This is a genomic window from Trinickia camelliae (assembly GCF_053525655.1).
This window is the reverse complement of sequence record NZ_JBCHAA010000003.1, coordinates 99,387-119,821: the sequence shown is the minus strand read 5'-3', so window position 1 is coordinate 119,821 and position 20,435 is coordinate 99,387. Positions and strand designations below refer to the sequence as shown.

19 protein-coding genes are annotated in these 20,435 nt (G+C 62.4%); 8 read left to right on the top strand and 11 right to left on the bottom strand.

Features of this window, described 5'->3' with window-relative positions; translation table 11 throughout:
* The first annotated feature begins 209 nt into the window (after window positions 1-209).
* Window positions 210-443, top strand: coding sequence for a hypothetical protein (locus AAHK20_RS06775; protein ID WP_449180690.1), 234 nt, complete (start codon window positions 210-212; stop codon window positions 441-443).
* A gap of 215 nt (window positions 444-658) precedes the next feature.
* On the opposite strand, the gene AAHK20_RS06770 is transcribed toward AAHK20_RS06775, so the two are convergent.
* The 3 genes from AAHK20_RS06770 to mnmE all read right to left on the bottom strand — a co-directional run bounded on the left by AAHK20_RS06770 (window position 659) and on the right by mnmE (window position 3,402).
* Window positions 659-979, bottom strand: coding sequence for a DUF4148 domain-containing protein (locus AAHK20_RS06770; protein WP_449180689.1), 321 nt, complete (start codon window positions 977-979; stop codon window positions 659-661).
* 165 nt (window positions 980-1,144) lie between these two features.
* Window positions 1,145-1,897, bottom strand: coding sequence for a YoaK family protein (locus tag AAHK20_RS06765; protein WP_449180688.1), 753 nt, complete (start codon window positions 1,895-1,897; stop codon window positions 1,145-1,147).
* Between the two features lie 104 nt (window positions 1,898-2,001).
* Complete coding sequence (mnmE, locus tag AAHK20_RS06760) at window positions 2,002-3,402, bottom strand: tRNA uridine-5-carboxymethylaminomethyl(34) synthesis GTPase MnmE (RefSeq protein ID WP_449180687.1); 1,401 nt, start codon at window positions 3,400-3,402, stop codon at window positions 2,002-2,004.
* Between the two features lie 358 nt (window positions 3,403-3,760).
* On the opposite strand from mnmE, the gene AAHK20_RS06755 reads away from it, so the two are divergent.
* The gene (locus tag AAHK20_RS06755) at window positions 3,761-4,183 is read left to right on the top strand and encodes a transcriptional regulator (RefSeq protein ID WP_449180686.1); all 423 of its coding nucleotides are present in this window, start codon (window positions 3,761-3,763) and stop codon (window positions 4,181-4,183) included.
* Between the two features lie 195 nt (window positions 4,184-4,378).
* On the opposite strand, the gene yidC is transcribed toward AAHK20_RS06755, so the two are convergent.
* From yidC to rpmH, 4 genes are all read right to left on the bottom strand, one after another.
* A complete protein-coding gene (gene yidC, locus AAHK20_RS06750; protein WP_449180685.1) occupies window positions 4,379-6,052 on the bottom strand; it encodes a membrane protein insertase YidC in 1,674 nt (557 codons plus the stop codon).
* A 30-nt stretch (window positions 6,053-6,082) separates the two neighbouring features.
* The gene (yidD, locus tag AAHK20_RS06745) at window positions 6,083-6,313 is read right to left on the bottom strand and encodes a membrane protein insertion efficiency factor YidD (RefSeq protein ID WP_449180684.1); all 231 of its coding nucleotides are present in this window, start codon (window positions 6,311-6,313) and stop codon (window positions 6,083-6,085) included.
* A 132-nt stretch (window positions 6,314-6,445) separates the two neighbouring features.
* Window positions 6,446-6,937 (bottom strand): ribonuclease P protein component, encoded by a 492-nt coding sequence (locus tag AAHK20_RS06740; RefSeq protein WP_449180683.1) that lies wholly within the window; start codon window positions 6,935-6,937, stop codon window positions 6,446-6,448.
* A 15-nt stretch (window positions 6,938-6,952) separates the two neighbouring features.
* Entirely contained in the window at window positions 6,953-7,087 is a 135-nt protein-coding gene (gene rpmH / locus AAHK20_RS06735; RefSeq protein ID WP_004198824.1) for a 50S ribosomal protein L34, read from the bottom strand.
* Window positions 7,088-7,497: 410 nt separating this feature from the next.
* Between rpmH and dnaA the strand changes: the two genes are divergently transcribed.
* The 3 genes from dnaA to gyrB all read left to right on the top strand — a co-directional run bounded on the left by dnaA (window position 7,498) and on the right by gyrB (window position 13,102).
* The gene (dnaA, locus tag AAHK20_RS06730; protein ID WP_449180682.1) at window positions 7,498-9,045 is read left to right on the top strand and encodes a chromosomal replication initiator protein DnaA; all 1,548 of its coding nucleotides are present in this window, start codon (window positions 7,498-7,500) and stop codon (window positions 9,043-9,045) included.
* Window positions 9,046-9,378: 333 nt separating this feature from the next.
* Window positions 9,379-10,482 carry a DNA polymerase III subunit beta gene (dnaN, locus tag AAHK20_RS06725; protein WP_449180681.1) on the top strand — a complete coding sequence of 368 codons (1,104 nt, stop codon included), beginning with the start codon at window positions 9,379-9,381 and terminating at the stop codon, window positions 10,480-10,482.
* Between the two features lie 148 nt (window positions 10,483-10,630).
* Window positions 10,631-13,102: a DNA topoisomerase (ATP-hydrolyzing) subunit B gene (gene gyrB, locus AAHK20_RS06720; protein WP_449180680.1), complete on the top strand. Its 2,472-nt coding sequence runs from the start codon at window positions 10,631-10,633 to the stop codon at window positions 13,100-13,102.
* A gap of 169 nt (window positions 13,103-13,271) precedes the next feature.
* Here gyrB and AAHK20_RS06715 read toward each other — a convergent pair whose 3' ends face one another.
* On the bottom strand, window positions 13,272-13,580 hold the full coding sequence (locus AAHK20_RS06715) for a hypothetical protein (protein WP_449180679.1): 309 nt from the start codon (window positions 13,578-13,580) through the stop codon (window positions 13,272-13,274).
* 283 nt (window positions 13,581-13,863) lie between these two features.
* Window positions 13,864-14,562, bottom strand: coding sequence for a glycine zipper 2TM domain-containing protein (locus tag AAHK20_RS06710; RefSeq protein WP_449180678.1), 699 nt, complete (start codon window positions 14,560-14,562; stop codon window positions 13,864-13,866).
* A 451-nt stretch (window positions 14,563-15,013) separates the two neighbouring features.
* Between AAHK20_RS06710 and AAHK20_RS06705 the strand changes: the two genes are divergently transcribed.
* Entirely contained in the window at window positions 15,014-15,373 is a 360-nt protein-coding gene (locus AAHK20_RS06705) for a COG4315 family predicted lipoprotein (RefSeq protein WP_449180677.1), read from the top strand.
* 171 nt (window positions 15,374-15,544) lie between these two features.
* The gene (locus AAHK20_RS06700; RefSeq protein WP_449180676.1) at window positions 15,545-15,922 is read left to right on the top strand and encodes a DUF2784 domain-containing protein; all 378 of its coding nucleotides are present in this window, start codon (window positions 15,545-15,547) and stop codon (window positions 15,920-15,922) included.
* Window positions 15,923-15,944: 22 nt separating this feature from the next.
* Here AAHK20_RS06700 and AAHK20_RS06695 read toward each other — a convergent pair whose 3' ends face one another.
* Window positions 15,945-17,702, bottom strand: a complete 1,758-nt coding sequence (locus AAHK20_RS06695; RefSeq protein ID WP_449180675.1) for a tetratricopeptide repeat protein — start codon at window positions 17,700-17,702, stop codon at window positions 15,945-15,947.
* Between the two features lie 450 nt (window positions 17,703-18,152).
* Between AAHK20_RS06695 and AAHK20_RS06690 the strand changes: the two genes are divergently transcribed.
* Window positions 18,153-19,481, top strand: a complete 1,329-nt coding sequence (locus AAHK20_RS06690) for a hypothetical protein (protein ID WP_449180674.1) — start codon at window positions 18,153-18,155, stop codon at window positions 19,479-19,481.
* A 29-nt stretch (window positions 19,482-19,510) separates the two neighbouring features.
* Here the strand turns inward: AAHK20_RS06690 and AAHK20_RS06685 are convergent, their stop codons facing one another.
* Window positions 19,511-20,365 (bottom strand): AraC family transcriptional regulator, encoded by an 855-nt coding sequence (locus tag AAHK20_RS06685; RefSeq protein ID WP_449180673.1) that lies wholly within the window; start codon window positions 20,363-20,365, stop codon window positions 19,511-19,513.
* Window positions 20,366-20,435 lie beyond the last annotated feature (70 nt).

The window sequence follows — 20,435 nt, the reverse complement described above, 5'->3', positions numbered from 1 at the left end:
ATCGCAGTACGTAATAAACGAAAGCGAAACGCAAAAGGCGACGGAGACTGTTTGACTAGGATAGGAAGCGCGCTTGTCTTTCCCGCTTCGACGGGGTTAACGTTTTTTTACCTTGGGCGCCGACGGCGGGATATCTATCGCTGTGCGTTCGAGAGTTATGCGCCCCCACCTAGGCGCCCCCCTCCAATTTGCGGCGGTGCGCTAAAGCTTTGCTTGCGGTTGCCGACAACCGCAATATGGAAAGCGAAAACGAACCTCTGCTGGCATGGGATCATGCGCTGTACCGCAAGGCGCGCGCCGTCGCGATGAGCGTAAGAGCCATCCGCAAGGCGCAGGGCAAACCGTGTCACGAAGAATTCGAGCCAGATTCCCCGGAGTTTCTCGCGGCGGAGGAATCGCTCGTGTGCGATCTGCTGAGCGCGATCGCCGCGTTACCGGACTAGCGGTCGGCGCTAGCTCAGTCGCGGAAAGAATTAGAAGGAACGGCCGGCAGCCGACCTTAGCAGGAGCGGGCCGCCGAGCGCCGAAGAAGACCTGGCGCTACATCGAATACAACGAAACAGGCCCACGACTCCTTGGAGCGTGGGCCTGTTTTTTTGAACTGTCTTGCCGACGGACGCCTAGCTAATCGTGCCTCGAGCGTCGCGGCAATCGCGACTTAGTGGCCGACGTACACCGGGGCCGAATACGAGCTCATCGTCACTTCACCACGTTGACCAGACTGCGATGCAGCGATCGCGGACGGACCGTAGCCCGTGGTCTCGGCGGCAGCGCCTTTCTGCGCCGCTACGCGCGCTTCCGCTGCCTGAATATTCTCCGGATAGTGCATCCAATCGAGCGGGTTGTAGCCCGCCTTTTCGACCTGGACGAGATCGGCGCGAACTTGCGCGCGGGTGACCGGCTCGTTCGACTGTGCGAAGGAGACGACCGGTGCGGAGAGAACGAGGGCGATTGCGACAGCCTTGATCAGCGATTTCATGACGACCACCTCCAAAGATTGTTTTGCTCAGAGCTACGAACACCGTGGTGTGTAGCCAGTGACGACAGTCTAGGAGGACAAGAGATTGGGGTGAATACCTGGATCCCGAATTCACTTTTATCCGAAACACAACAATGGCACAGGGTGGCGAGCGCCCAGTTGCCGTCACGCACGGCGTCCGCGCATGTCATCGAAAAGCGGCACGGCAGCCAACACGAGCAGCACGATCGCAAGCGGCAGGGTCGATATGTAGCCCAAGTGCTTGAAGCCGGCTGCGCCTGCCAATCCTCCCGCCAGGAACGCTAGGAGCAGCGAACCGAGCAGCGCGAGCCGCTGGCGATCGGCCCGAACGACGCCAAGCTCCGAAGTCATCCGCGCATTTCCATTCCAGTAAAACAGCTTGCCGAGTTCGATGCCGATGTCCGTGACGAGGCCGGTGACATGGGTCGTGCGGATTTCCGCGCGCGAGATCTTGGTGATCATCGCGTTCTGCAGGCCCATGACGAAGCACAGCAGGCAGACGGTGGCAGGCAGGAACAGCAGCCGGTGCTGCTCGAGCTGCGAACCGAGCAGGCCGAAGCAAAGCAGGAGGACGGCCTCGATCGCGAGCGGCGTCGCGTAAAGGCTGCGCAAGCGGCGCCGGCGGCCCCAGTTGATCAGGATCGCCGAGGTGGCGGCGCCGACGAGGAACGACAGCAGCGCGCTAAATCCCGCAACGACCAAACCCAACTCGCCCAGCGCGAGATTGTCGGCCAGCGACGACACGATTCCGGACATATGGGACGTGTACTGCCCGACGGCGAGAAATCCGCCCGCATTGGCGGCGCCGGCGACAAAGGCCAGTGAGCGCCCGAGGCGGCGATTGGTGGCCTCGGTGCGTTCTGGCGTGGTGAAACCGCGAAGGTAGTTGATCGGCATTCGGTTATGCTCAGTGGCTATGCCCCGCTATGGTGGTGCAGAAGCCCCGGGCCGCGCAATGCGCCGACGCAAACGCAAACGCGATGACTGGCTCCGAGCGCCGGTTATTTCCCAATACAGAACCGGCTGAAGATCACGCCAAGCAAATCGTCCGACGTGAATTCACCCGTAATTGAATTCAATTGCTCTTGGGCGAGCCGCAATTCCTCAGCGAATAAATCGAGCGCTTGCGCGTTCTGATTCGCGTGCTGAGCGGCGAGCGCGAGGTGATCCTGCGCGGCGCGCAGCGCAATCAGGTGCCTCTCGCGTGCAAGATAGACGCTTTCGGCGCCCGCTTGCCATCCGGCGATCCGCAGCAGTTGCTCGCGCAGCAGCTCGATACCTTCGCCCTTCTTTGCCGACAAACGCACTTCGCAGACATCGTCGTCGTTCGTATCGGAAATACGCGCGACCGATGGCGCTAGTTCGGTCAAATCGGTCTTGTTCAGCACGCGCACGACGGGCACGCCCGATGGAAAACGCGCCGCGATCACACCATCCTCGACCGTCGAGCCAATGCGCGCATCGAGCAGATGCAGCACCACATCCGCTCGCTCGATCTCGCTCCACGTGCGTGCGATGCCGATCTTCTCGACCTCGTCTTCGGTTTCGCGCAGACCGGCCGTATCGATCACGTGCAGCGGAATGCCTTCGATCTGGATGGTTTGCGAGACCTTGTCGCGCGTCGTGCCGGCGATCGGCGTGACGATCGCCAGCTCGGCGCCCGCCAGCGCGTTCAACAGCGATGACTTGCCGACGTTCGGCTGCCCCGCGAGCACCACCGACAACCCCTCGCGCAGCAACGCCCCCTGCCGCGCGTCGCCGAGCACGTGTTCGAGCCGCTCGCGGATATGGGCGAGCTTGCCGCGCGCGTCGGCGGCTTCGAGAAAGTCGATCTCTTCTTCGGGAAAATCGAGCGTCGCTTCGACGAGCATCCGCAGCGTGATCACGTCTTCGACGAGTGCATGGATATCGCGCGAAAACGCGCCTTCGAGGGAGCGCCCGGCTGAGCGCGCGGCAGCTTCCGTGCTCGCTTCGATCAGATCGGCGACGGCTTCGGCTTGCGCGAGATCGAGCTTGTCGTTCAGAAACGCGCGGCGCGTGAATTCGCCGGGCTCGGCGAGCCGCAGGTCGAAGGAGCGTCCAGCGCCGACGCAGCGCTGCAGCAGCAACTGCATGACGATCGGTCCGCCGTGGCCCTGTAGCTCCAGCACGTGCTCGCCCGTGTACGAGTGCGGCGCCGGAAAGTACAACGCGATGCCGCGGTCGAGTGCGTTGCCGCTGCCGTCGAGAAACGGCACATAGCTCGCGTGGCGCGGCGCGAGCGGCTGGCCGCAGAGGGCCTGGATCAACGCTTGGGCGGCCGCCTCCCCGGCGCGCCCAAACGACACCCGCACGACGCCGATGCCTCCCCGTCCGGGGGCGGTGGCAATGGCGACGATCGGATCGGAATCGGTAGCGAGCATGGCGGAGAAGGACGGCAGTGGACGAGGAGGTAGGCGAAAGCTTGCGTGCTTGCTTGCTGAAAACGCAGCGCATTGTAGCGCGCCGGTTGTGCAGCTTCGATGTGCCAAGCAGGGGAGAACGGTTATCTGACGGGTGGGCTATTTATCTTGATTGGGATAAGATCATTCTTAAGCGTGGCGCTTGATATTGAGACATCGGTTGGCCAACTATGCCTGATGGGTAAGGACTTGCGCTACCTCACGACTATCAAAGAAAGCGATCTCATGCGGCGTATCTCAGCTAAAACCGCGCTTACGTTGGTTAAATGTAGCCTAACTGGTTGTCTCATTGGTGCTGGCTGACCTGCACAATTTTGTGATGCCAACCGTCGATGAAAAAATGGCGTTCTCCGAGCGCCTCAAGTTCGCCCTGCTGCGTAGCCCCGAGAAAGTCTCGGGCGGGACTGAGCTTGCCTTGCACTTCAATCTGCGCCATCACGGCGAGAACCCGATCTCCCCGCAGACCGCGCACAAGTGGCTGACGGCCCGCACGATCCCGACCGCCGACAAGCTCGCGACGCTCGCCGATTGGCTGCGCGTCGATCTGCACTGGCTGCACTACGGCCCGCCGCCGAGCGCCGCAGCTCGCACGACGCCCAAGCCGCTCCCACGTGACGAAAAGTATCCGCTGACGCAGGAGACGATCGAGCTGGCATCGAAGATCGAAGCGCTATCGCCGCATCACCGCTACCTGGTTCAAGAGCTGATCGAGCAGTTCTACGGCGACGGGGCCGATCGCTAAGTTTGTCGAAGACGTAGCCGCCGACCTCCCTCTACCCGGTTCCCACTCGATCACGCCGTCTCCAACAACACCGAAACTGAACACGCAAACAAAAAGCCGCCCGGCGCAAACCGGGCGGCTTTTTGTTTGTTGCTGCGCTCAACCGTCGCAATAGGCAGACGGCGCACCGTCTACCCGCTGGCCACGGCTGTCGCGTCAGGCCGGCTTCTTCTTCGCCGCGCCCATCATCCGCGTGATGTAGTACTGCTGCGCGATCGACAGCACGTTGTTCACGACGTAGTACAGCACGAGACCGGCCGGGAAGAAGAAGAACATGACCGAGAACGCGATCGGCATGAACATCATCATCTTGGCTTGCACGGGGTCCGGCGGCGTCGGGTTCAGGCGCGTCTGCAGGAACATCGACACGGCCATCAGCACCGGCAGGATGAAGAACGGGTCTTGCTGCGAGAGGTCGTGAATCCAGAGAATCCACGGCGCGCCACGCATTTCCACCGACGACAGCAGCACCCAGTACAGCGAGATGAACACCGGAATCTGCACGACCACCGGCAGACAGCCGCCGAACGGATTGACCTTCTCGGTCTTGTACAGCTCCATCAGCGCGGCGTTCATCTTCTGCGGATCGCTCTTGAAGCGTTCGCGCAGCGCCTGCATGCGCGGCGTGATTTCCTTCATGCGCGCCATCGACTTGTAGCTCGCCGCCGACAGCGGGAAGAACACGGCCTTGATCAACAGCGTCAGCAGGACGATCGACCAGCCCCAGTTGCCGACGTACGTATGGATCTTCTCGAGCAGCCAGAAGAGCGGCTTCGCGATGATCGTGACCCAGCCGTAGTCCTTCACGAGCTCGAGACCCGGCGCGATGCCTTCGAGCATGCGCTCTTCTTCCGGACCCGCGAACAGGCGTGCATTGACGTCGTCCGACTGGCCCGGCGCGATCGTCTTCAGCGGCTGCTGGACGCCGACGCGGTACAGGTTCGGATCGATCTTCTGCACGTAGATGCTGCGCTGCGCGCCTTCCTGCGGAATCCACGCCGACGCGAAGTAGTGCTGCACCATCGCGATCCAGCCGTTGTTGGCCGAGGTCGCGTAGTCCTGCTTGTTCTTGTCGACGTCGCTGAACGTCATCTTCTGGAAGTGATGCTCGTTCGTGTAGACAGCCGGTCCGATGAACGTGTGCGAGAAGCGCGGCGTTTCGACCGGCTGGCTGTCGCGCACGAGTTCCATGTAGGCGGTCGGCGTGACGGGCGTCGTGCCGACGTTCTCGATCTTCGTGTTCACGCCGATCACGTAGCTGCCGCGCGTGAACGTGTAAGTCTTCACGACCTTCACACCGCCCTTCACCGGCGATTCGAAGCTGAGCGTGAGCGTCTTCTGGTCGTCGGTGAGCGCGCGGGGGCCCGCGACCGGCGTGAAGATGTCGTCGTGATTCGGGAAGTCGCCGCCGATCAGGCCGGTACGCGCGAGATACGTGTGGTCCGCCGTGTGGTCGAACAGCGTGATGTTCAGATCCGGCTGGTTCGTGCCGCCGCGCTTGGTCAGCGTGAGCTTCGAGAGCGTGCCGCCGCGCGTGTCGATCTCGCCGTCATAGACGTCGGTGCTGAAGTGGATCAGCTGCGCCGCCTGGGCCGCCTGCTGCGGCGCCGTGCCAGGCGCGGCTGCGGTAGTCGCGCCGCTTGCCGCCGGCACATCGGAGGCTTGCGTGGAGGGCGTCGTTCCCGATGCACCGCCGGACGCAGCAGTCTGCGTATGCGTGGTGTTCGGGAAGAACATCGACGGGCGTCCATGGTCGCGTTGCCAGTTGTCGAACAACATGACCGCTGACATGAAGAAGATCACCCATAGGACGGTGCGTTTGATATCCATGCGTTGTCTCAGTGTCGAGGGAACGGCGCTTCAGCGCTTTTCAGAGGTAGGGGGCGGCACGAGATCGATCCCGCCCGCGGAAAACGGGTGACAGCGGCAAAGGCGCCGGGCGGCGAGGTAAGTCCCGCGCGCGGCGCCATGATACTGGATTGCTTCGCGCGCGTAATCAGAACAAGAAGGGTAAAAGCGGCACCGGTTGCCGAGCATGGGACTCACGGCAATCTTGTAGAAGCGCAGTAACGCTAGCAGTACCGTTCGCATGGCAATGGCGGCGTAGTGCGCCGCCCCTCGACTACAAGCAATCGAGCTGGCTTTCGAAAGTCTCGAGCCAGCAGTGTCCCGGCGCAGGTCGCATTGGACGCTTGAAGCGAATGCGACGCTTCACCGGGATCGTCATTCCGTCGCGCCCGCCCCGGTTGCGGCGCCAGCGGGCGGCGCAGCCTGGCGCTTCGCGATTTCGCGTGCCGCCTTGCCGAGCAGCTCGTCGATTTCGTTGCGGCACAACGCCTTCAGCGGCACCGACGCCGCGCTCGGCAACGCCTTCTTGTCGAAGCGCGTATGCAGCCGCAGCAGCACGTCCCAGCCGCCGAAGTCCGCGCGGCGCACGCGAAACGCTTCGCGCGCGATGCGTCGGACCAGATTGCGCGTGGCCGCACGCGGCGCGTACTTCTTGCCGATCACGAGCCCGAGCCGCGCCTCGTTACCTGTAGGCCGGGCATAGACGACGAAGTGCGCCGACCTGCGCCAAGGGCGCAAACGAAAAACGGATGAAAATTCATCCGTTTTCAGAAGCCTCGCGGCTTTGGGGAAGGTGGCTTGCGCTCGCAACGGAACCGAGCCCTGCGGCGCATCGCCGGCCCCCGCGTTGCCGCAGGCAGCGGACACAGCGCGCAGCTTGCCTTAGATGGCGAGACGCTTGCGGCCCTTCGCGCGGCGAGCGTTGATCACTTTGCGGCCGCCGGCGGTCTTCATGCGAACGCGGAAGCCATGGGTGCGCTTGCGGCGCGTCACGGAAGGTTGGTAAGTACGTTTCATGTTGCTCTCACTGGATTGAGATGGTCACCACGCGCACTGCCGAGTGCAATGGCCCGGGGTTCAAAATTGGTTTTCGCTTTCGCGGAACCCGCTATTTAAACCGGTTTTCTCTTGGCCGTCAATACTTTAGAGCATCGGTCCACAGGCTCGCGAGGCTTACGAAAGGGTGTCGAGCGATGCTCGCGTCGTTGATCAGGCCCTGTGGATAACTTACTTGGCACACGTTTTTGGCGGTAGAATCTCGCCTTATCCAAAGAATCCAGCACGCCGCTTCGGCCCGCTTGTTCGCCGCAAACCTTTGTCGCACAAGCCTCCGAAGCGTGTCCGCATTGCCGTTCAGGGTCCTGTTGCGCACGCGCGACAGAAACGGCGGCGGGGAGTCTCGTGCACTAAAAAACGATAGCACCTTGATGAACGAATTCTGGCAACACTGTTCCGCACTGCTGGAGCGTGAGCTTACGCCCCAGCAGTACGTGACGTGGATCAAACCGTTGGCCCCGGTCGCCTTCGACGCTGACGCGAACACGTTGTCTATCGCCGCGCCGAACCGCTTCAAGCTCGACTGGGTCAAGAGCCAGTTTTCCGGCCGCATTTCCGATATGGCCCGCGATTTCTGGCAGGCGCCGGTCGAAGTCCAGTTTGTTCTCGATCCCAAGGCGGGCATGCGCGCGCCGATAGGCGCATCGGGTGCGCCTGCGCCGCGCTCGCCGGCGTCCGCGGTGGTGAACCGCACGGGTGCGGCGGCGGTCGATGCCGCCGTCAGCGCCGTGCAGGCCGCCCAGGCGCAAAAGACCGCCGGCGCGAGTGCCGCAACCGACGATGCCGCCGACCTCGACCTTCCAAGCCTCGACGCACACGAAGCCGCCGCCGCGCGCCGCACTTGGCGTCCGGGCTCCGGCGGCGCGCAGGGCAACCCCGAATCGGACTCGATGTACGAGCGCTCGAAGCTCAACCCGGTGCTGACGTTCGACAACTTCGTCACCGGCAAGGCGAACCAGCTCGCGCGTGCAGCGGCGATCCAGGTCGCGGACAACCCCGGCATCTCCTACAACCCACTCTTCCTTTACGGCGGCGTGGGCCTCGGCAAGACTCACCTGATCCACGCGATCGGCAACCAATTGCTGATGGACAAGGCGGGCGCGCGGATTCGCTACATCCATGCGGAACAGTACGTGTCCGACGTCGTGAAGGCGTACCAGCGCAAAGCGTTCGACGACTTCAAGCGCTACTACCACTCGCTCGACCTGCTGCTCATCGACGATATTCAGTTCTTCTCGGGCAAGTCGCGCACGCAAGAGGAATTCTTCTACGCGTTCGAGGCGCTCGTCGCGAACAAGGCGCAGGTGATCATCACGAGCGATACGTATCCGAAGGAAATTTCGGGTATCGACGATCGCTTGATCTCGCGCTTCGACTCCGGCTTGACGGTGGCAATCGAGCCGCCCGAACTGGAGATGCGCGTCGCGATTCTGATGCGCAAGGCGGCGTCCGAGGGCGTGAGCTTGTCGGAAGACGTCGCGTTCTTCGTCGCGAAGCATCTGCGCTCGAACGTGCGCGAACTCGAAGGCGCGTTGCGCAAGATCCTCGCGTACTCGAAGTTCCACGGCCGCGAGATCTCGATCGAGCTGACGAAAGAAGCGCTAAAAGATCTGCTGACCGTTCAGAACCGGCAGATTTCGGTCGAAAACATTCAGAAGACGGTCGCCGATTTTTACAACATCAAAGTCGCCGACATGTATTCGAAGAAGCGTCCGGCGAACATCGCGCGGCCGCGGCAGATCGCGATGTATCTCGCAAAGGAATTGACGCAGAAGAGCTTGCCGGAGATCGGCGAGCTGTTCGGCGGGCGCGATCACACCACGGTGCTGCACGCGGTGCGCAAGATCGCCGACGAACGCAGCAAGGACGCGCAGTTGAATCACGAGTTGCACGTGCTCGAGCAAACGTTGAAGGGATAAACCGCCCGTTCCCTGAAATCGGGTATTGGGACATCTGTTTGTTTCGCGAAACGACCCAATCTTAAGGGAGCGGTTCCGTTTTCAGGCACAATATAGGTTTAACCGTCCAGCGGCCGCGGGCGGGTTTTGAGATTCTCCAGACAAATTCGACCGATTGGTCGAATGAGGCGCTGGACGGGTACGAAACAGAAAGCGGCGAGACGCGGCGGTGCGTGGGCGGGGGCGCCGGCGCCGCGCGATGAAAGGACCCAGCAGGACCCAGCAGGACCAAGCAGGAAGTCACCAAAGCTGCCGAGCGAGGCGCGCAGGCCGTCACATCAACGAAGGAACCCTATGCAACTGGTCAAGACCGAACGAGATAACCTCCTTAGGCCGCTGCAAACCGTAAGCGGCATAGTCGAACGCCGCCACACGTTGCCGATCCTCGCCAATCTGCTGATCACCAAGAACGGCCCCGACGTGTCGTTCTTGTCCACGGACCTCGAACTCCAGATCACCACCCGCGCCGATTTCGGCGTCGGCGGCGAATCGGTCGCCACCACGGTGGCGGCGCGCAAGCTGCTCGACATCCTGCGCGCGATGCCCGACGGCCAAGTGAGCCTGACCCTCTCCGATAAACGCCTGACCGTGCAATCCGGCAAGAGCCGCTTTGCCCTTCAGACGCTTGCCGCAGACGAGTTCCCGACCGTGGCCCAGGCCAAGGACTTCGGCGCGAACCTGTCGGTTCCGCAGAAGACCTTCCGCCAGCTGCTCGGCATGGTGCACTTCGCTATGGCCCAGCAGGACATCCGCTACTACCTGAACGGGATGCTGCTCGTCGTGGACGGCGGCACGCTGATGGCGGTCGCCACCGATGGCCACCGGCTCGCGTTCTCGTCGATGAAGATTGACGGCGATTTCCCGCGGCAGGAAGTGATCATTCCGCGCAAGACGATTCTCGAACTGCAGCGCCTGCTCGAAGACATCGATGACACGCTGAAGATCGACATCGCGCCCACGCAGGTCAAGTTCACGTTCGGCCAGGTCGAGCTGGTGTCGAAGCTCGTCGAAGGCAAGTTCCCCGACTTCCAGCGCGTGATCCCGAAGTCGCACAAGAACACGTTCCTGATCGGCCGTGACGAACTGCAGCGTTCGCTGCAGCGCGCGGCGATTCTCACGTCCGATAAGTTCAAGGGCGTGCGCTGCATCATCGAGCCCGGCCAGCTCAAGATCATGTCGACCAACGCGGATCAGGAAGAGGCGCAGGAAGAACTGGAAATCGCCTATCAGGGCGATGTCATCGACATGGGGTTCAACGTCACGTATCTGCTCGACGTGCTCGCGAACCTGAAGGTCGACATGCTGCAAGTGAGCGTCGGCGACGCGAGCTCCAGTGCCCTCATCACCATTCCCGAGAACGACGAGTTCAAGTATGTGGTGATGCCAATGCGCATCTGACGCGGCCAACAATAAAAAGACACCAAGGGGCGCAGCGCCCCTTTGGCGTTTTTATGGCGAATCGAGAGTGCGGCAACACGCCCTTTTGACAGCGCCCGAGATGTCCCGAGCAGTAACACAGCAGTGAATGCAGAACCGGAAAAATCCCATGAGTGAACAGCAAAATACGCAACCCGACAACAGCTACGGCGCCTCGTCCATCCAGATCCTCGAAGGTCTGGAGGCGGTGCGCAAGCGGCCGGGGATGTACATCGGCGACACGTCGGACGGCACCGGCCTGCATCACCTTGTATTCGAAGTGCTCGACAACTCCATCGACGAAGCGCTCGCTGGGCACTGCAACGACATCCACGTGATCATCCACGCGGACAACTCCATCTCCGTCGCCGACAACGGTCGCGGCATCCCGACCGACGTCAAGATGGACGACAAGCACGACCCGAAGCGCAGCGCCGCCGAAATCGTGATGACCGAGCTGCACGCTGGCGGCAAGTTCGACCAGAACAGCTACAAGGTGTCGGGCGGCCTGCACGGCGTAGGCGTGTCGTGCGTGAACGCGCTGTCCAGCTGGCTGCGCCTCACGGTGCGCCGCAACGGCAAGAAGCACTTCATGGAATTCAACCGCGGCGTCGTGCAGAACCGCGTGCTCGAGGAAAGGAACGGTGAACAGACTTCGCCGATGCTGGTGACCGGCGACACCGAAAACCGCGGCACCGAAGTGCATTTCATGGCCGACGTGACGATTTTCGGCACCGTCGAATATCACTACGACATTCTCGCCAAGCGGATTCGCGAGCTGTCGTTCCTCAATAACGGCGTGCGGATTCGCCTGACCGACCAGCGTTCGGGCAAGGAAGACGATTTCGCGTTTGTCGGCGGCGTGAAGGGCTTTGTCGAGTACATCAACAAGACGAAGACCGTGCTGCATCCGACGATTTTTCATATAGTCGGCGAGAAGGACGGCGTGGGCGTCGAAGTGGCGATGCAGTGGAACGACAGCTACAACGAGAACGTCCTGTGCTTCACGAACAATATCCCGCAGCGTGATGGCGGGACGCACTTGACCGGCCTGCGCGCGGCGATGACGCGCGTCATCAACAAGTACATCATCGATCATGAGATCGCGAAGAAGGCAAAGGTCGAGACCTCCGGCGACGACATGCGCGAAGGCCTTTCGTGCGTGCTGTCCGTGAAGGTGCCCGAGCCTAAGTTCAGCTCGCAGACGAAGGACAAGCTGGTGTCGTCGGAAGTGCGCGCGCCGGTCGAGGAAGTGCTTGCCAAGGCGCTGGAGGAGTTTCTGCTCGAGACGCCGAACGACGCGAAGATCATCTGCGGGAAGATCGTCGACGCGGCGCGTGCGCGCGATGCGGCGCGCAAGGCGCGCGAGATGACGCGGCGCAAGGGCGTGCTCGATGGCGTCGGCTTGCCGGGCAAGCTCGCGGATTGCCAGGAGAAGGACCCGGCGAAGTCGGAGATCTATATCGTCGAGGGCGACTCGGCGGGCGGCTCGGCCAAGCAAGGGCGCGACCGCAAGTTCCAGGCGATTCTGCCGCTGCGCGGCAAGGTGCTGAACGTCGAGAAGGCGCGCTACGACAAGCTGCTGTCGTCCGAGCAGATCGTGACGCTGATTACCGCGCTGGGCTGCGGGATCGGCAAGGAGGACTACAACCTCGACAAGCTGCGCTATCACCGCATCATCATCATGACCGACGCGGACGTCGACGGCGCGCACATCCGGACGCTGCTTTTGACGTTCTTCTACCGGCAGATGCCGGAGATGATCGAGCGCGGATACATCTATATCGCGCAGCCGCCGCTTTATAAGGTGAAGGCTGGCAAGGACGAGCGGTATTTGAAGGACTCGGCGGAGTTGAACGCGCACATGCTGCGCTTGGCGCTGCAGGGCTCGGAGCTCGTCGCGAGCGAAGGGGCGGCGCCGATTGCCGGAGACGCGCTCGGTGAGCTGGCACGGTCGTATTTGCTCGCGCAGGCGGTGGTGGAGCGCTTGAGCCGGCTCTATGACGAGAACTCGCTCGAAGCGGTGATGGATGGCGTGGCGATCGATCTGTCGAGCGAGGCGTCGACGGAGGCTTCGGCCAAGGCTTTGCAAGCGGCGCTGCGCAATGACCCGCTTAAGCCCGAGGTCAGCGTGTATCCGATGTATGACGCGGTGCGTGAGCTGCGTTCGCTGCGAGTCGAGCGGCGGCATCACGGCAACGTGAAGGTTTCCGTCATCGATGAGGAGTTCTTGCTGACGGCGGATTATCAGCAGCTTTTGAATACGGCTAATACGTTCAAGGGGCTGATTGGCGCTGGGGCGTTGATCAAGCGCGGTGAGCGGAGCATGGCTGTCGGCGACTTCAAGAGCGCGATGAAGTGGTTGATCGCGGATGCTGAGCGGAATGTTTCCAAGCAGCGCTATAAGGGGCTTGGGGAGATGAACCCCGGGCAGCTTTGGGAGACGACGATGGATCCGACTGTTCGGCGTTTGCTGCGCGTGCAGATCGAGGATGCGATTGCGGCCGATGGGATCTTTACGACGCTGATGGGCGATGAGGTGGAGCCTCGGCGGGCGTTTATCGAGTCGAATGCGTTGCGGGCGGGGAATATTGATGTTTGAGGTGTGATGTAGATAGCCTCAAAAGCTGAGAAAAACGGACCCATAAGTTGAGAGACTTATGGGTCTTTTCTATTGGTAGCTTGGGTTTGTCGAGGATCCGTGCCTGGCCCACGACGGCGAATGCCATTACAGCAACGTGCGCCCTAGTGATCGAACACGAACCAATAGTTCACTGCTCGTCGTCATCATCGTCGCGATGCTTGTACCAGCCTCTATGCCGGCCGTTGTCGTGCCATCGACGCTCTTCCCAGTATCCGCCCGGATAGCCGTAAACGACCGGTGCTGGCGCGTAGACTACGGGCGGACGCGCTTCGTAGACAACCGGAGGCGGTGGTGCTTCGTAGACAACGGGAGGCGGCGCCACATAGACAGGTGCCGGAGCACCGAGATAAACGCCAACGTCCACGTGGGCCAGAGCAGCACTGGACGCACACGCGGCAGATATTCCCAACACGGACAAAATGAATGCGCGTTTCATGATGCTCTCTGTACAAATCCGGCAGTTTGCCAAGGCGGTCCGGTACATCCACCGAATTTCCATCGTAGAAGGGCGACAGCCGGACAGGTGAAACCGGCGCGTCTCTCCCGTAACCGTTTGTAAACGAAACCGGGGGGCGCCCGCCAATCCGCATCGCGTCTGCTCGAGCCGTTTTATCGCATACCCGGCACATCGCCAGCCGCGCGAAGCGTTGCCCAATTCGCCAGTGGCGCTCAGACGCTATCCGATGTTGTCCGGGAAATGCACTCGCGCATGAGGGCATCTATGAAGCGCTCAGCGATTCGCCATATGCGTGCACATGCTCGCCAACCTGAACCGGCGGCTGCGTGTCGTAGTTGAAGTTTCGATAGCTGCCGTCCTGCATTCTGACCTGCACTTGATACGTGGTTGCCTTGCGTACGGCGTGTTCGATGCCGTTACCGGCAAGCCCGCCTCCCACGGCTCCCGCTATGGTTGCCAGAACGCGACCGCGTCCTTGGCCAACCTGGTTGCCCAGCAACCCGCCTGCGACCGCCCCGCCGACTGCGCCAAGCCCCGTGGTCGGCTCTGGCGACTGCACTGCGTTGATGGAGACCACCTCGCCTGAATTGGGGTCGACCGCAACGGGGCGAGGCGCGGCAGGTTGGGCGGCTTCCCGGTATGTGTCGTCGTTCGCATACCTGGGCGCCGACGCAGACGCATTGCGATAGTGGTGGTGAACATGTGATTCGCTCGTCGCGGTAGCGGGTAGGTCTTGCTGCTCGGAAGACAGATGCGCAGAACTGAGTGGCGCACTAGCAGGCTGTCCGACGACCGCCGCGGTTTGAGCCAGCGGCGCGGTTACCGCGTGAGACGACGGAAGGAGGCCGGTCATTGCGGCAATGCCGGTGGCACTGGCGAGCATGACGGCAACGGCGGCTCCCGCAACCAGGGGATGAATGCGGTTACGTTGGGGCAAATCGGAGGGGAGGTTCGAGTTCATGGCTGGCTCCGTGGTGGTTGCCTGCAAGAACGCTGGCACCATCGAACCAGTGCACCCGACAACTGTGAGATTTGTAAGCAACTGTAGTCTTCGACCGTCCGGAAGGCTTCTGCTGGTCGCGTCGAACTGATTTCACTCGCTCGCGGAATTCATTGAAATCTGTCTACAGGTGCTGACGCAGCTGAGTTGACGTTGCTTTCCCGAGGGCGCCGGATAGATTCCGGCGCCCTTTTTCTTTGCCGTGGCGACTACCGCCAACCGCACGTGCGGCGAATAACTTCTACACTGGAATAACACGCTTCCGTACCCGTTTACTCGTCGCGGCGGCGCGTATCTGATCCACCGTCGACGCGGGCATTGCGTTGCTCCAAGCGCCCCTTCCCGGCTCCCCGAGTTCCGCCTGCCCAGCGCGCCCCCACCCCGTCGCCGCATTTCCAAAAGGACGCCAATCATGATCAAGACCTTGCTTTGCATCGCCGCCTGCGTAATCCCCGTCACCTCATTTGCCGAGGCGCCCAAAATGGCGAACGGCATGATGGTCGACAGCAGCGGTATGACGCTCTACATGTTCGATAAGGACACCGTGCCCGGAAAGAGCGCCTGCACGGGCGGTTGCGCAACGCTGTGGCCCGCGGCCATGGCCGATTCGTCCGATCAGGCGAGCGGCGACTGGAGTTTCGTTCCCACGGCCGACGGCAAGAACCAATGGGCTTACAAGGGGCATCCGCTCTACCGCTACTCCAAAGACAAGCAGCCCGGCGAAAAGAACGGCGATGGCTTCAAGGATCTGTGGCACGTCGTAAAACCTTGAATCCCACACGCAGCAGTTGGAGCGGCGCGCAAGACACCGGATTGCGAACGCCGAGCTCGCTGGGCGCGAGCCAGATCGATCCGCTGCACGACGCGCCCGCGCCCGCGTCGCACTGGGCAAACCCGCCCGAGCTGTATCTTGACCAGGACCCAACAAACCAGTGGTTCAAGCATGACCACATGGCTAGCCAACATCATCCTCGTCCTCCACGCGCTCCTCGCGCTCTTCATCGTGCTCGCCCTTCCCGCGATCTGGATTGGCGCGGCTGCTAACTGGCAATGGGTCCGTGATCGCCGCTTCCGACTCACGCATCTTCTCTTGATCTGCGTGGTTTCACTGCTCTCCGTAGTCGGCATCGCCTGCCCTCTAACCGTGCTTGAAGACTGGCTGCGCCACGGCACGATCGGAAGCGAAGGCTTCATCCAGCACTGGGTGAGCCGCCTGCTCTACTACGACTTACCGATGTGGGTCTTCACGCTCGCCTACGTCCTCTTCGCCTTGCTGGTGCTGCTGACATGGCGTCTGATCCCGCCAAGGCGGCACAGATAATCAAGGTACGTAATCGCACGCACTACTCACCTTGCGCACCGCTCGCCTCCATGAGCCGAGCGGCCGCGCGCTTTGCGCGTGCCGCTTCACGCGGCCTTTGCGTCTCGCTATAGAGCCGGCTCAAATTGTCGAGCGTGCGCGCCTCATCTTGCCGGTAAGCGACAGGATCGGCGCGCGACAACCCTTTATAGAGCCAAAGCGCGTGCCGGTACGCGCCTTCCGCTTCGTGCGGCCGCTTGGTCCGGCTAAACAGCACGCCAAGGTTGTTAAAGGTGCGAGCTTCATCCGGCTGATAGGTGACCGGGTTGCCACGAGCGAGCGACTGATAGATCTGCAAGGCATTCAAGTAAGCCTGCTGCGCTTCTTTCGGCCGATCTTGGATTCGATAGAGCACGCCGAGATTGCTGAGCGTGCGCGCCAGATCGGGGCGGTATTGCGCAGGCGTTTCGTGCGCGAGCTGCTGGCGAATCGCAACCGCTTCCAGATAAGCATGCTCGGCCTCGGGCAATCGCTGCATGCCGCTATACAGATTGCCGAGGTTGTTGAGCGTGCGCGCCAGCGCCGGACGATAAGCGGCCGGATTCTCGCGCACCAGTTGGCGCTGGATGTCGAGCGCCTCGCGATACGCTTGCTCCGCCTCGCTCGCCCGCTGAGTCGCATCGTAGAGGATGCCCAAATCGTTCAGTGTGTTCGCGACATCGGGCTGGTACGCGCCAGGATCGCGCGCCGCGAGTGCGCGGTCCAGCTTCAATGCTTCGCCGTACGCGTCCGTCGCATCCTTCATGTGCTGCGAATCGCGATAGAGGATGCCGAGATTGTCGAAGGTTTCGGCGACGGCCGGCCCGTACGTTTCCGGATGGGCGTGCGCGAGCGTCCAATAGGCTTCGAGCGTGTGCAGGTAGGCGCCTTCCGCTTGCTCCGGCTCCTTCAAGTCGACATAGAGATGGCCGAGCTTGTCGAGCGTGCGTGCGATCTGCGGTTGCCATTGCGCGGAGTTGTCTTCGGCGAGCGTTTGCTCGCGCAACAGCAGCGCGCGAAACACCGTCTCCGCGAGTTCGAACTGCTGCAACGCGCGAAGCGTGTCGCCGTACGCGGCCATGATCTCCGTGTCGTCGGGCTGCAGGACGTACGCGACCTGCAGATACTTGAGCGCGTTCTGCGGGGCAAAGCGCAACAGCTCGATGACGGCCGCTTCGTATAGACGGCCGGCTTGGATCTCGCCGGACCCTTGCCCGCCGGTGAGCAGCGCTTCGAGCACGCTCGAGGCGCGCGTGAGGTCGATCTGCTCGATGGCCTCGTCGACCTGCAATTCGCGAGGGTCCGGGCTGCGGGTGATCGTCGTCCTGCGCAGCAGTTCGCGATAGCGCTCGTTCCAAAGCCGCGCCTCGGCGACGAGATCCGTTTCCGAATGCAGCTTGCTCTTGGCAGCGAGGATTTCGATCAGGGGTTCGACGTTGGCGAAGATCGCTTCCGTCGAGCCTGCTTTGCGGTTCGCTTGCGTCTGTGCGCCGAGCAGCATCTCGTTGACGGCCTTCGCAAGCGATACCCGCTGAGCGCTCGACAGCGCTCCGCTGGACGCGATCCGATTCAACGCGGAAGTCAGGCGCTTGAGCGTCGCGGCAGGCACCCCGCAGTCGGTATGCACCTCGAAGCCACGCGCGAAGTTCGCCTCGGAAAGCGCGGGCGTGCACGTGCTCACTGCCGCAGCGGCGCGGCAATCATCGCAAGCCCATGCGATTGCGACGACGACTGCCAATACCGACAAAGTCACGCGCGTCATCATTTCGCCACGCTCGCAGGTTCGTTTCAAACCGGGCTTGCTTCACAATGCCCGGCTTGCCAAGTCCGCGCGCAAAGAAAGTCGTTGGGACACTCCACAGCGTACCGCTTTCGTCAGTCGATTTAAAACGCGCGCGTCAATCGTATGTTCAGTAACGAACTTAGCCGCGGGGCGTTTCATTGACCTATCGTCAGAAGTGACACATATTGATTCGTACAAATACGCTCGCCCGACTGTGCGTTCGATGTGCAATACCAATGACGAACGTAAGCACTGCTCCGGATCGAGATCAATGAGGCCACTTGCACGCCTTCTCGCAGCGTGCCACGAGTGAGGCATCCGGCGATGCAGACCGAAGCGACGTCGAGCACTGCGGTTCCCATGCCATGCAGTCATTGTGGCGCAGCGTTGCCCGAGCATGTCGCCGTTTGCCCGCAATGCGGGGCGAACGTGCTGCTCGAAGTACTTCCCGCAGCCGAGCTGGTGCCGCCTCCCACGCTAGTGCCCGCGCGCATCCTGCGCCCGGTCCCGACGACGATCGATCAAGCAGGAACCATACTCACGGCGCCGCCGCGCATTGCGCAGAACGATTTGAACGGCGCCAGGCGTTGGGGCATGAGCCGTGGCGCAGCGATCCTGTTGTTCGGTTTCGCGATTGCGTTTGGGACGTACGTGTCGATTACGCAGCGGGATGTAGCGCTCGTGAAGTGGCGCAAGGTGCTCTATCACAACGAGGCACCTGCTTTGCCGCCTGGCATCGGCAACAATTTGCCGGGGCCGCCGACGTCGGTGCCGCTTGTCGCGCTGGTCGAACGCGAGATCGAGAACACGCGGGCTGAAGACGCGAGGGATGCGCAGCTCGCCCAAAATGATCTGACCAAAGAAAGCGCAGCTGCATCGCAGAAACCGGCGGTCGCGGCGGTGCAGAAGCCACGCGTAGCCGCAGCCGCAGTGCCGGCGCCGGTCGCGTCGCCGCCCCATTCGGTGAAGCCGAAAGCGCCTGTCGTCGCGAGCGTCGCGCCGCCAAGCCGCGAGCACGCGAACGATCCGCGCGTTGCCGAAGCGGTGGTCTCTAAGCCGGTGGAAAAGACGATTCCCAAACCGCCGGACAAACCGCTGGTGGTCACTACGGCGAAACCGGCCGCGCCGCCGGTCGCACCTCCGGTGGTTGCTGCGGCGAAACCAGCTGCACCGCCGGCGGGACCGCCGATTGCCAAGGCTGAAGCACCTCAGCCGCAGCCGCGCCCGTCCGTCGCAACCGAACCGAGTGTCGACGCGATCCAACGCGCGGCGCAAGCCTGCGACAAGGAAGATGGGACGGGCTGTATCCATCGCCAGTTGACGAAGCCCGAGAACCTCGACCGCATTGAAAAAGCTGAACAAACCGCGGTGCTCAATGCGAGCAGCGCCGAACCGAAAGCGCCGGTGCGCGAACGCGTGACGCGTGGGACGGTTCGCGCGGCAGCGCCTGCTTCGGCGGCTGCGCTTCACGCGGCCGCGCCCGCTTCGGCACCGACGCTTCGCGCGGCCGCACCCACCGCCGCACCGGCGCTTCATGCAGCACCGCCAGCGGCGGCATCGGCTCCCTCCGCCGCGCCGACGCTTTTCGATGCCGCGCGTAAAGTCGTGGGGCCGGAGTCCGCTGCATCCGCAGTGCGCGAATCGGCGGTAGGTCCCGCAGGCGAGTCGCCCTCGCCCAAGGCCGCGCCCGCAGCCGTCCCCCCTCAGCGCTTTGCGGCGCTGACCGAAGACATCAACCGCTTATACCGCGGTCATTGACGGCAAACCCGAGCAGCCGGAAAACCCGTCTACTTCAACGGCAGGCAGATATCGGTCAGCAACTCGGCGGGCGGCGTGTTGCGTGGATTGTTCAAATACTCCTCGAACGCCGGCGCATCTGCGGCTTCCCGGCCGGACTGCGGAAGCCACTCGCCATAGAGCCATTGGTAGGCGGCAGCCATGTCCGCATACGGGCCCTGGTGGCGCAGCACGGCGTACTGTCCGCCGGGGATTGCCGTCAGCGAAAGCGGCGCGGCGATCTCACTGGGCGCCGCGAGCACCGCGCCCGCCTTCGAACGCAGTGCCGCCTCCGCCACCGCACTGGGGTCGTCGTAAAAGATCCCCACCGCATGCTGGATCGACCCGAGCAGATTGTTGGAAGCGAGCCAGCCGAACAGCGTGTCGAACGCCTTGCCGATCTGCATGTACGAGCCGGTGTGATCGACGGTCACAGCCTGCATGGCAGGCACTTCCCGAATTTCCACTTCACGCATGACCATGGGATCGCCTCCTGATTCCTGTGGTTGAAAACGCCGGTGCGTGCCGTTCTTGCGGTACTGCGCCGGCGGCATGCCGAACACCGCGCTGAACGTGCGCGTGAACGCCTGCAGGCTGCCGTAGCCGGCGCTTTGGGCGATCTTGTCGATGGGCATCGACCCTTTCGCGAGGTAGCCCGCCGCGCGATGCAGCCGCAAGCGCCGTACGGTGGCCGCGATCGTCTCGCCGTACATCGCCTGATAGACCCGGTGCCAGTGATAGGGCGACAGGCAGGCAATATCCGCGAGCCGGTTCAGGTCGAGCTCGTCGTCGAGATGGTCGTAGATGTAGTCGAGCACGCGTTGAAGGCGGGCTGAATAATCGGCGCGGCTGGCGGGTTGTCTCACGGGAAGCCATTCGTGTCGGGGTGCGTGCAGGCAACATAGCACGGGGCCGTTTGACAAATCTTGCGGAGAT